10 protein-coding genes are annotated in these 11793 nt (G+C 69.1%); 3 read left to right on the forward strand and 7 right to left on the reverse strand.

All coding sequences use genetic code 11. The features are described 5' to 3' along the window. Positions 1–3: 3 nt before the first annotated feature. Entirely contained in the window at positions 4–1584 is a 1581-nt protein-coding gene (locus AS031_RS09360; protein ID WP_058267866.1) for a WXG100 family type VII secretion target, read from the reverse strand. A gap of 251 nt (positions 1585–1835) precedes the next feature. Here AS031_RS09360 and AS031_RS09365 point away from each other — a divergent pair, with 251 nt between their 5' ends. Together AS031_RS09365 and AS031_RS09370 are read left to right on the forward strand one after the other, a co-directional pair. Then, positions 1836–2654: a DUF1206 domain-containing protein gene (locus AS031_RS09365; protein ID WP_058267867.1), complete on the forward strand. Its 819-nt coding sequence runs from the start codon at positions 1836–1838 to the stop codon at positions 2652–2654. A gap of 46 nt (positions 2655–2700) precedes the next feature. After that, on the forward strand, positions 2701–3237 hold the full coding sequence (locus AS031_RS09370; RefSeq protein WP_058267868.1) for a type II toxin-antitoxin system RatA family toxin: 537 nt from the start codon (positions 2701–2703) through the stop codon (positions 3235–3237). Here AS031_RS09370 and AS031_RS09375 read toward each other — a convergent pair. From AS031_RS09375 to AS031_RS09400, 6 genes are all read right to left on the reverse strand, one after another. Further along, complete coding sequence (locus tag AS031_RS09375; protein WP_058267869.1) at positions 3224–3949, reverse strand: zf-HC2 domain-containing protein; 726 nt, start codon at positions 3947–3949, stop codon at positions 3224–3226. The genes AS031_RS09370 and AS031_RS09375 overlap by 14 nt on opposite strands. Continuing rightward, positions 3946–4446 (reverse strand): sigma-70 family RNA polymerase sigma factor, encoded by a 501-nt coding sequence (locus AS031_RS09380; RefSeq protein ID WP_058267870.1) that lies wholly within the window; start codon positions 4444–4446, stop codon positions 3946–3948. The genes AS031_RS09375 and AS031_RS09380 overlap by 4 nt, the downstream gene beginning before the upstream one ends. A 194-nt stretch (positions 4447–4640) precedes the next feature. Continuing rightward, entirely contained in the window at positions 4641–5417 is a 777-nt protein-coding gene (locus tag AS031_RS09385) for a hypothetical protein (RefSeq protein WP_058267871.1), read from the reverse strand. Further along, positions 5410–5988 (reverse strand): RNA polymerase sigma factor, encoded by a 579-nt coding sequence (locus tag AS031_RS09390; RefSeq protein ID WP_082641983.1) that lies wholly within the window; start codon positions 5986–5988, stop codon positions 5410–5412. Before AS031_RS09390 ends, AS031_RS09385 begins: the two co-directional genes overlap by 8 nt. Before the next feature lie 231 nt (positions 5989–6219). After that, positions 6220–6939, reverse strand: coding sequence for a hypothetical protein (locus AS031_RS20160; RefSeq protein ID WP_058267873.1), 720 nt, complete (start codon positions 6937–6939; stop codon positions 6220–6222). Positions 6940–7151: 212 nt separating this feature from the next. Continuing rightward, positions 7152–8000 (reverse strand): DMP19 family protein, encoded by an 849-nt coding sequence (locus AS031_RS09400; RefSeq protein WP_058267874.1) that lies wholly within the window; start codon positions 7998–8000, stop codon positions 7152–7154. A gap of 221 nt (positions 8001–8221) precedes the next feature. On the opposite strand from AS031_RS09400, the gene AS031_RS09405 reads away from it, so the two are divergent. Then, the gene (locus AS031_RS09405) at positions 8222–11716 is read left to right on the forward strand and encodes a DEAD/DEAH box helicase (protein WP_058267875.1); all 3495 of its coding nucleotides are present in this window, start codon (positions 8222–8224) and stop codon (positions 11714–11716) included. Positions 11717–11793 lie beyond the last annotated feature (77 nt).

The following is an 11793-nucleotide window of genomic DNA, read 5'->3' on the forward strand; positions in this document are numbered from 1 at the left end:
GGTTCAGAGCCTCTCGAGCTTGGTGTCGTTGGGGACCTTATAGTACGTGGACACGTTGGTGGTGGCCGAACTCTCGGTCTTGACCTCCACCTCGCCCACCTTCACGTCGAACCCTGCCTCGTTGGAGGCGGTGACCACGTTGTTGACCTGGACGGTGGCGGAACCGGCCTCGTACAGCCGGGCAGCGTCGCGGGCCGCGCCGTAATCGTTCCCCAGGGCCACGTTGCGCAGGTAGCTGTCCACGACGGCCCGGTTCTCCGGGGTGTAGTCCACGTTGATTTTCACGGTGCCCTGGGTACCCACCGATACGGAGGACTCCACCTTGGCGGCCTTCACATCGGTACCCTCGGTCACGCCCTGCGCCACGGTGCCGTCCATGGAAACGGTCACGGACTCGATGTTGTTGCCCTTGTCCATGTTGACCTGCAGGCCGCCCTTGCCGGACGCCTCGAAGGTCCGTCCGTCCAGGTTGAGCTTGCCCTGGGCGGACACTTCGCCGCTGGCAGTTGCCGTGCCGTCGGTGAGGTTCCGTTCGTAGGACAGGTCGAGCTTGGCCGAACCCGAAGCGGTACCGCTTTCGCCCTCGGCCTCCAGGGACAGCGTTCCCTTGGCTTTGTCCGTCTGGCCGGTGGAGCCGTTGTCCCCGGCAGCCTCGTTGATGGTGTCCAGGATGTAGCCCGGCGGGTTCCCGGCAACGTCCTTGATGTCTCCGATGCTGTCCGGCGGGAGGTCGCGGTACATCTGCGCCCGCGCCGCCATGGCCTCTTCGACGCTGGCGAACTTGTATTCGCGCGACACCTCGCCGCTAAGGGTGACGCCGGCGGTTCCGGAGGTGTCGTTGACGCCCAGGCCCATGTTTCCGTAGACCTTCATGGTGGCGGACCCGTCGGCGTTCTCCACGACCTCGGTGCCCACCTCGGCGCCGCCGTGGACCCAGGCGACCCGCGCTTCGATGGAGGCCTTGCCCGTTTCGGTGTAGACGGGGATGTCCGCCTTGGCCAGTTCCTGGAGGTGTTCCTTGGCCAGCTGCTGCGCGGACGCGGGGATGCCGCCGTCCATGCGCATGAGGTCCTTGGCGAACGGTCCGTCCTCGCCCTCGCCCTCGATGAGGTACTTCTTGTCCGCTTCGGACAGGCCGGCCCACCACTTGGCCTGTTCCTCCGGGCTGGCGTCCAGCATCCGGTCCAGGCCGGACTCCAGTTCGCGGCGGTGTTCGGCTGCCGCGGCTGCGGCAGCCGCCTGCTCCTTCAGCCACTCCCGGGCCTTGTCCGCCAAAGACGTAATGCGGTCCCAGGTTCCTCCTCCGCCGCCCCCGCCGGTGGAGTTGGAGGACTTCTCCTGCTCATCGGCGTGCTTCATCAGCAGCTTCGAGTTGGCCCGCAGGCTGGAGACCACCTTCTCCAGGTTGGGCCGGTGGCTGGAGCTCCACTCCTGCCGGAACCGTGCGCCGTCGGCCCCCTTCCAGGGAGCGGACTGTATCTGGCCCTGGAGCGAGCCGGCACGGCTGCTCAGCAGGGACGCGGCCTGGTCCACTGCCTTGGCCAGCGCCCTCAGCTGGCTGACGTCAGCGCCGTAAAAAGTCATGGTGTTCCCCCGGGAAGTTCGCGGTGAGTGTGAATCGCTGAAGCTTATGGTTGCACAACAGCCACCCGGGCAGCGATGGGGATCCCTCCCCATGGGGTCCCGGCTCCTGCGCGGGCCGTGTTCCGGGTTGATCCTGCGTACTGTTCCGGGCCTGACCGGCGTGGCACGATTACTGGTGTGTGGGGCACGCACACCAGTGAACCACCGCGCCGGCCCGGCGCACGCACAAAGGAACAGCCATCAAACGAGAACTGAAGCAGGCCGTGGATGCGGCTGAAGACGTCACGAATTCGCGGACACTGGAGGTGCTGGCCAGGGCGGGCTTCGCGGCCAGCGGCATCCTGCACCTGCTGGTGGGCGGCATCGCCATCCGGCTGGCGGCCGGTGGTACAGGCAATGCGGACTTCAGCGGAGCGGTGGCCGAACTCGCCACGCAGCCCCTGGGGCCTTTCCTGCTGTGGGCAAGCTTTGCTGCCTGCGCCGCCCTTGCCCTCTGGCAGGCCAGCGACGCCATCTTCGACTACAGCCACCTGCCCGCCAAGCAGAAGGCCGGGAACAAGGCCAAAGCGGCGGCCCAGGCCCTGGTGTTCGCGGGCCTGGCGCTGACGCTGTTGTCCTTTGCCCGTGGCACCGGCTCGGGCGGCGACAACCGGAAGGCCGCCAGCGACCTGACCTATTCCCTGATGAAGGCCCCGGGCGGAGTGGCGCTGCTGGTGCTGCTCGGCGCAGCCATTGCCGTCACCGGCGTCGTTTACGCCATCCGGGGCATGCGCAAGTCCTTCGAGAAGCACCTGGTGATGCCCGCCAACCACACCGCCCGGACGGCCGTGACGGTGCTGGGCGTGACCGGTTACGTGGCCAAGGGCACCGTGCTGCTGCTGACCGGCCTGCTGATCGCCATCGCCACCTGGGAGTCCCACCCGGAGCAGTCCACCGGCCTGGACGGCGGCCTCCGCGCCCTCCGGGACCAGCCCTTGGGCGTTTACCTCCTGGCCGCGGTGGGGGCCGGGCTGATCTGCTACGGCGTGTTCATGATCGTCAGGGCCAAGCTGGCACGGATGATCGAATAGTCCGGGCCTGGCCGCCTGGCCATCCCGGCATGGCTAGGGTGGGAGCATGCCCCAGGTACGCGCCGAACGACATGTCCGCACCGACCCGGAGACTGCCTTCGCCTTCTCCCAGACCACCGGCACGTTCCGGCTGCGGTGGGATCCGTTCATTTCCGGGCAGCGGTTCCTGGACGGCGCCACCCGGGCCGGCAAGGGGGTCCGGACGCGGACGCGTTCCCGGCTGGGCCTGGTCATGGTCAGCGAGTACGTGTCCTACGCGCCGCCGCGGAACGTGGGAATGACCATGGTGTCCGGTCCCTGGTTCTTTGAAAACTTCGGCGGCGGCTGGCGCTTCACGGCGGACGACGGCGGCACCAGGGCTGTCTGGAAGTACACCTTTTCGTGCCGCCCGGCCCTGCTCCGGCCGCTGATGGAGCGGATCGGCACCTGGCTGCTGGGCCGTGAAATCGAAAAACGCATCGAGGCTTTTGCCCGCGCGTGCGAGGACCCCGGGCTGCAGGCCGGCTTCCGCGAACTGCAGTCCCGGCAGGCAAGGGAAACCCCGGACGGCAGCGGCCGGGACGCCACCGCTACGGAACGGTGATCACGGCCACGGGATGATGGGCGCCGTCCCGCAGTTCCACGCTGGAGATGCTGCCCAGCTGAATGGGCGTGGCACCGGTGACCTTGACCCGGCCGCTGGGTGTTGCCGTCCAGGCGCACGCGCGGTCCTCGCCGCCGTCGCGGTCCCTGACCCACAGCGAGAGCGTCCCGTCAGACGGCAGGCTGCTGCCGTTGACGGCGAGCTCGGTCCCCCAGGTCTTGCGGGCCATGTCGATGCTGAACCGCAGTCCCCCGCCTGACTGCACCGAATAGGTGGCATCCGGCTGCGGGGGCCGCACCAGCAGCGGCCCCGCGGCGAGGCCCACGGCCAGGGCAGCTGCGGCCGCGGCGCCTGCGAGCGCCGCCCACCGCCGTCGTAAAGTCCTGCGGCGCCGTGCCAGTTCGTGCAGCAGCGGCAGCGATTCCGGAAGGTGGCCGGCGGCCTCCCCGGCGGGTGACGGGCCCGCCGGTACTTGTTCCGCGGTTCCTGCCGCAACGCCTGCGGGTCCTGGCGTGTCGCCGGGGGCAGGGGCGAGCGCCAGTGCATCGGCCGCAGGAAGGGCGTCCAGCAGCATGGGGAGGGTGTCCAGTCCGGCGAGGTCTTCGCGGCACACCGGGCACCGGCCCAGGTGGGCTTCGAACGCTGCCCGGTCGCCGTCGTCGAGTCCGCCCAGCAGGTAGGCGCCGAGCAGCTGGTGCGGATTGCCGGTCACGGTTCCACTCCCATCTCATCCAGGATGGTCCGCAGCGCCCGGACCGCGTAGTACGCCCGGGATTTCACGGTGCCGGCGGGAATGTTCAGCAAGGCTGCGGCCTCGTTGACCGTAAGGCGGCGGTAGTGCAGGGCCACCAGGACGTCACGGTGCTCCTTGCTGAGGCGAAGCAGGGCCTCCTCGATCAGCACCCGGTTCAGCAGCCCGTCCACGCGTTCCATCACCCCGGCCTGGCGTGCGGGGTCGCCCTCAAGGGTTTCTGCGGGGCGGCGCTGGGCCCGCCGGTAGTTGTCGATCATGATGTTCCTGGCCGTCCGGTACAGGTAGCTGCGGATGCTGCCGTTAAGGTCCGGGGCCTGCTGCCAGACACGCAGCACGGTCTCCTGCACCACGTCCTCGGCCAGCTGGGGGTCCCGGGACGCGCTGAGCACAAAGCGGCGCAGGGCCGTGCCGTGTTCGCGGTAGATGGACTCCACCGCGTCCTCGTCGAGCGGCATTGCGTCCCTCCTGCCTGCGCCGTCAGCTGTCTGCCCATACAAACGCACGGAACCGGCCAACGGTTCAGCGGCACGATCCAGCGGCCCTACTGAACCATTCTTCACCCGACGGCGTTATAGGGGGCAGCTGTCTTCCCCCGCACCCGGGCTTGGCCTTGGTCCCCGGGCTGAGGGGTTTGACGGGCTGCAGGCGCCTATTGGTGGGGGACTGCCGGGACGGTGGTGGGCAGCGGAAGCTGCGGCGTTTCCGGCAGGGGCACCTGCGGCCGCTGGGGCAGCTTGTCCGTGACCTCGGGTGGCAGGACGCTGGGCATCGGCGCGGAACCGGGGACGTCGGCGGGCTGGCTGGAGTGGCCTCCCTGGGACGGGACGTCCCGGGGCGCGGCGGGTACGTCCGACGGCGGCGCCACAGCAGGTGCCTCCACCACCGGCGGAACCGTGGGAACGGAGCCGGGGCCGGCCGGGCCGGCGGGCGCGGGCGCCGCCGGCTGCGCGGGGGCCGGCGAGGGATCCGGTTCGGCAGCCGGACCGGTGCCGGTCACGAACGATGTGACGGCGTGGTTGAGCTTGGTGAACGAGTCCCGGATCCCCTGCTCGGATGCCGCGGCAACGGCCCCGCCCGCGGTGAGGGAAACCCCGAGCGCCAGGGCTGTCAGGGCGGCCCTGCGCTTGGCGCGGCGCCGCGCGGCCAGCTCGTCCACCGGCGCGGGCACCTTGCCCGTCCCCATCGCGGGCGGCGCGGCGTTGTCCGCGGCCGGTGCGGTGTTCTCCGCAGCGACTGCAGCGCCGGCCCCGGCAGCTCCGGCGCGCTGGAGCAGGGCGGCCACCGCCGGCGACGGTTCCGGCACCCCGTCGCCGAGGGCGCGGAGCTGCAGGAGGGCGGGGCGGAGCTGGCTGTCGTCGTCCATGCCGGCGTCGGCCAGCAGCTGGTCAACGAACCCTTCGCTGCGGGTTCCTGCGGTGTCACTCATGATTCGCCTGGTTTCTTGTGAGCGTCTGTGCCTTGAGATTGTGGAGGGCCCTGCGCTGCAGCTGTTTGATGGCCCCGGTGCTTTTGCCCATGATGGCTGCCACCTGGTCGATGGACAGATCCGCCACGATGCGCAGCGCCAGCACTTCCTGGTGTTCGTCCGGCAGCCCCTCGAGCATTGCTGCCGCGCCCGCGGTCAGTTCCACGGCGTGGTCCTCGGCGGACGGGGACGTGCGCGCGTCCTCCCCGGGATCGTACGGCGTCAGCCGGGGCCTGCGTTCGAGGCGGCGGTAGTGGTCCACCATGCGCGCGTGGGCGATGGAGAAGATCAGGGATTTGGCTCCCTGGAGGCCGCCCGTCAGCCCGTCGATCCTGGGATAGAACGCCAGGAAGACGTCCTGGGTGACGGCTTCGGGATCGTCAACACCGCGTGCCGTGAGGTAGCCCTGGACCGGGCCCGCGAAGGACTTGTAGGCAGCAGCGAACAACACAGCGGGATCTGTTCCGGCTGCGTCCTCGAACTGATTGATCTCTTCCTGGGCCAGAGTGTCCAGCACCGGCGGCTCCTCCATTCCGGGATGGGCGTGCGCGCCCTGCCCGGCTAGGTTTGCGGGGCGCCGCCGGTTCTCCGGCCGCCCCGCGGTGTTTCACCTTCGCTGTTCCTGCCGTGCGGTCAGGCAGGTGCGATGGTCCTGCCCCCGGCAGGATCCGGACCCTGTGGTCCGGGTGCGGCATGCAGGCCGCTGTGGACTGCGGGGCCGGCGGCAAGGCCGGTTCCCGCAGTCCACCCTAGCCAACTGCTGCTAGCGGACGGAAACCGAGGGAGCGTCCACGGCGTTGCCCGGAACGGCGGGAACAGCCGGAACTGCCGGGACCGCGGGGGCACCGTCAACGGAGGGGACGGCGGGAACGGCAGGCACTGCGGGCAGGGCCGGAGCGGACGGAAGTTCCGGGCTCTTGGCGTCCACGGAGGCCGAACCGTTGGCCGAGGCGGCAGCGTTGGCGGCGGCATCCGCGCCGGCAGCGACGTCGGCGCAGTAGCTCTCGATGTTGGCTTCGCCGTCGGCGGCGATGACCAGCGAGGAGAAGCCCTCGGAGGCTGCGTTCAGGCCACCGTGGGTGAAGGCGGTGCAGAGGCCGATGGCTGCGGCGCCGGCGGCATCCACGGCGGAGTTGGCGGCACCGGAAACGGAGCCCTTGGCAGCAACGTTGTCCTCGTTGGCCTTGGCGTCCGCGTCGGCGGAAACGGTGGCATCGGCGTCGGCCGCAGCGGTGGCGGTGGCGTCAGAAGCAGCGTCGGCGGCAGTTTCACCGGCTGCGGTTGCCGTGCCTTCGGCGGCGTCGGCAGCGTCATTGGCCAGCTTGGGGGCAGGAGCGCCGAAGAGGTCGTGGGCGGCCTGCTGGGCTTCGGCGGGAAGTACACCGGACACGGCGGCTGCGCCGGTTCCACCTACGGCCAGGGTGCCTGCTGCGAGGACTCCGGCTGCGACCTTGCTGGTGGCCAGAACGGTGAACAAAGACATAAAACTCTCCAAACCTTGACGACTTGTCGGTGGGGCCCGTGGGCCCATCACCCCCTACATCGCCGGGCGGTCCGGAAAGGTTACGGGTGTCCGGAAAGTTTTTTCGTGCCTGAGGATCCGGGCAGGCCTCGGCCGCTTCCTGCCGGGCCTCCTCGCGGAAGCGCTGGAGCAGAACACCTGAGCGGGGGCTCGCACCCCCGCCCGGGGACCTGTCAGGCGTCGACCATGCCGGCGTCAGCCTCTTCGAACTCCAAGGCCGCCACGATCTCCTGCGTCGCGGGGTTGATCATGAACGCCTCGTCGTCTTCCTCGACCATGAGGAAGTCGCCGTGGTCGGTGCTGAAGTGCCAGGCGAGGGTCTTTTCGCCGTCGTGCAGGTAGTTGGGGTCGCCCATGGTGATCCGGTTCAGCTCATAGCCGGCGATGCTGCACAGTTCGCGGATGATGAGTTCGAAGTCCGGGGCGTCCTCCAGCGCTTCGGCAGCGGCCCTGGCCTGGCGCTCCGGCAGGTCCGGGATCCCGGCGGCGAGCTCGTGGATGTACGCGCCCACCTTTTCGTCGTCGAGCACCAGCAGGTCCGGCTGGCTGCGGAGCCAGGCGGCGTTCAGTGCGGTGACGTTTTCGCGTTCCAGCAGCTCCTCGAATTCGGCGTCGAGCTCCTCCATGGCCAGGACGCCGGCGGGGACCTCGTCGTCGTCATCAAGCGGACCGTCCAGGTAGAGCTCGGCGTCCTCCTCGGAGAGGCCCTCGTAGGCTTCGACGGCCCGGTTGAACAGTTCCAGGTGGGCCGTGGCGCCCATGCCTGCCATGCCTTCGCGGATGAGGGTGTCCGTCTCCTGCCGGTCCAGCGACATGAAGGCGTACTGGGCGAAGCCGCCTTCCAGCGCCTGGGTCAGGTAGAAGTCAACGTAGTAGCTGCGGACGGCCACGGGGGACATTTCCTCCGTGTTCAGGAGCGCCGTATGCATGGAATCCACAACGCTGACGTTGGCCGCCACGGTTTCCTCATCGCTTGCTTCGATGCTGCTGCTGGTCAGGACGACGGGCTGCTGGATGGTCATGGGTATCCCTCACTGATCGCTGGTGGTGCTCCGGACGGTTTTCACGCTACGTGCGCAAAACTGCCGCCCCGTTGAGGGGGACATGAACGTCAGGCGAAGTTTTCATGGGAGGCAGGTGTTCGGCCCTCCGTCCCGGCCGCGCCGCCGGGCCAACTAAGATGGATCAGATAACCACCCAACGGACCCGGCCCTTCCGTGGGCTGCTGAAAGTAGTGCGCCCCATGCCATCCCAACCGGACGAGAGTGCGGCACTGGCAATACAGACTCCCGCCATCAACGACCGCTCGCTCGCGGCGGGGCTCGCCTATGCCATGGGCAGCCGGGTCACGGGCATGTCGTTCGACGCCGGCACCGGGCTCATGCTGGGCAAGGTCCGCGGAAGTGCCGCCACACCGTACTCCACCACCGCCAAGCTGGTCCGCAAGGGCGGCGGCTGGAGCTGCACCGTGGGCGTGTGCAGCTGCCCGGTCCGCAAGGACTGCAAGCACGTGGCCGCGCTGCTGTTCGCGGCGGAGGACAACCCTGCCATCCGGGTTCAGTTGCTGGCGCCGGCCACGTCCACCCAGGTGGCCCACCACGCCGCCGGCGCGGTCCTGTCCGACTGGGAGCAGGCGCTTAATCCGCTGATTGCAAGGCTCGGCCCGTCGGCGCCCGGCAACGGCGTGCCGCTGGCGCTGCAGTTCGAGATCGAGGAACCGGCCCCCCACTTTTCCTATACCGGCCGGCGGGATCCGGTGCGCAGCGTCCGCCAGCTCAAGGCCCGGCCGGTGATCATGGGCGCCAAGGGCAAGTGGATCCGCGGCGACGTCTCGTGGAACACCCTGAGCTACCTGAACTTCCGGCGCGAATCGAACCAGGAACACGTCGAGTGGATGCAGGAATTTTTGGCGTCGCATTCGGCCGCGGCCAGCCGGATGCACAACTCCTCCGGGCTGTGGCTGGGGCTGAACTCCTACGCGGGAAAGAACCTGTGGAGCCTGCTCGCCGATGCCCGGACCATCGGGCTCGCCCTGGTCGACTCGCGCGGCGCCGAACCGGTGCGGCTCGCGGAGGATCCTGCCGCCGTCGCGCTTTCCCTGAGCCGGTACGGCGTCCCCGTCGCGGGGACGGAGCAGCCGGACGCGGCGGCCGGCGCCTCGGGAACGGACGCGTCCGACGGCGGCCTTGAACTTGCGCCGACCATCACCGTGGAGGGGGAAGAGGTTGATCCGGCGGTCGTGGGCACGATCGGCCGGCCCGCGCACGGGATCTTCTTCACCACCGGGGACGCGTCGCTGCCGGGCGTTCCCGACCCGGACGGCGCCATCACCCTGGCCCCCTTGGAGGGAGGCCTCAGCGAGGAGCTGCTGGCGTTCGTCACGGCGGGAAGCACGCTGCACATCCCGGCCAGGGACGAATCCAAATTCCTTACCGGCTTCTACCCCAAGCTGAAGCAGGCTGCCCGGGTCACCGCCCGGGACGAGTCGGTGGAGCTGCCCACGCTGGCGGTTCCCACCCTGTCCCTGCTGGCCAATTACGGCGCCGACCACCGGGTACGGCTGCATTGGGAGTGGCACTACAAGAGCGGCAACCACGTCACGGCACAGCCGCTGTGGCGGCACCCGGGCGACCAGGGCTACCGCGACGACGTGGCCGAGGCCCGCATCCTGGAGGGGATCGGCCAGCCCTGGGACGTCGTCGCCGCCCTCGGTGAGTCCTCCACCGGCGGCTGGGGCACGCCCCGGCTGGCGCCGGCCGCAGAGCTGAAGGGGCTGGACACCCTGGCGTTCACCGAAGAGGTCCTGCCGCGGCTGCGCGAGGCACGGGACGTTGACGTGGAAACGGCGGGCGACATCGCCGACTACCGCGAGGCCGAGGAAGCGCCGGTGGTCTCGATCTCCACCAAGGCCACAGAGCAGCGGGACTGGTTCGACCTTGGCATCCAGATCTCCCTGGAGGGCCAGCCGGTGTCTTTCGCCGCCGTGTTCTCCGCCCTCGCCGCCGGCCAGACCAAGATGCTGCTGCCCAGCGGCGCCTATTTCTCCCTCGACCTGCCCGAGCTGCACCAGCTCCGGGCACTGATCGAGGAGGCCCGCTCGCTGCAGGACAACAAGGACGCACCCCTGCAGATCAGCCGGTTCCAGGCCGGCCTCTGGGATGAGCTGGCGCACCTGGGCATCGTGGACGAGCAGGCCGCGGCCTGGCGGTCCGCGGTGGGCGGGCTCCTGGACGGCGGCACTGACGGGCTGCCACTGCCGGCCTCCCTGAACGCGGAACTGCGCCCGTACCAGCTGGAAGGCTTCAACTGGCTCAGCTTCCTGTACAAGCACAGCCTGGGCGGCGTCCTCGCCGACGACATGGGCCTCGGCAAGACCGTGCAGGCGCTGGCCCTGATGTGCGCGGCGAAGGAACTGGCAGTTGAGGCCGGCACCGGTGACGCGGCCCCGGTCCCCGCCGCCCCGGGTGACGCGGCTCCGGAAACCCGGCCGGCCGGCGTCGCGCCTTTCCTGGTGGTGGCCCCCACCAGCGTGGTGGGCAACTGGGCGCTGGAAGCTGCGCGGTTCGCACCGGGCCTGACCGTGCGGACCGTCGGCGAGACGTTTGCCAAGAGCGGGCTGGACGTGGCGGACGTCCTGGGCGGGGCCGACGTCGTGATCACCTCGTACGCACTGTTCCGCATCGACTACGAGTCCTATGCGTCGCGGACCTGGTCCGGGCTGGTGCTCGATGAGGCGCAATTCGTCAAGAATCACCAGTCCAAGGCGTACCAGTGTGCCCGGAAGCTGCCGGCGTCCTTCAAGCTGGCCATCACCGGCACGCCGCTGGAGAACAACCTGATGGAGTTCTGGGCGTTGACGTCCATCGTGGCGCCGGGCCTGTTCGCCAGCCCCAAGCGGTTCGCGGAGTACTACCAGAAGCCGGTGGAGAAGAACGGCGACAAGGGCCAGCTGGAGAAGCTCCGCCGCCGGGTGCGGCCGCTGATGATGCGCCGCACCAAGGACCAGGTGATCAAGGACCTGCCGCCCAAGCAGGAGCAGATCCTGGAAGTGGTACTGAACCCGCGGCACCAGAAGGTCTACCAGACGCACCTGCAGCGTGAGCGGCAAAAGATCCTGGGCCTGATCGAGGACGTGAACAAGAACCGGTTCACCATCTTCCAATCCCTGACCCTGCTGCGGCAGCTGAGCCTGGACGTCTCCCTGGTGGACCCGGACCTTGCCGCCATCCGCTCCAGCAAGCTGGATGTGCTCTTCGAGCAGCTGGAGGACCTGGTGGCAGAGGGGCACCGGGCCCTGATCTTCAGCCAGTTCACCGGTTTCCTGGGCAAGGTGCGGGAGCGGCTGGACGAGGAGGAGATCGAGTACTGCTACCTCGACGGCGGGACCCGGAACCGTGCCGACGTGGTCAGCGAGTTCAAGAACGGCACGGCTCCGGTGTTCCTGATCTCGCTGAAGGCCGGCGGTTTCGGGCTCAACCTGACGGAAGCGGACTACGTCTTCCTGCTGGACCCCTGGTGGAACCCGGCGTCCGAGGCGCAGGCCGTGGACCGGACGCACAGGATCGGCCAGGCCCGGAACGTCATGGTGTACCGGCTGGTCGCGAAGGACACCATCGAAGAGAAGGTCATGGCGCTCAAGGCCCGCAAGTCGCAGCTGTTCGCTGACGTGATGGAGGGCGATGCCCTGGCCGGCGGCGCCATCACGGCTGAGGACCTGGCCGGGCTGTTCAAGGAGTAGCGCCCGCCGTTACGGACACGCAGCCTGGTTTTCGACGCGCATCTCCGCCTTCGCGGCCCGGATCCCGGCAGCGCCGG

The sequence above is a fragment of the Pseudarthrobacter enclensis genome, from assembly GCF_001457025.1.
GTDB classification, from domain to species: Bacteria; Actinomycetota; Actinomycetes; order Actinomycetales; family Micrococcaceae; genus Arthrobacter; species Arthrobacter enclensis.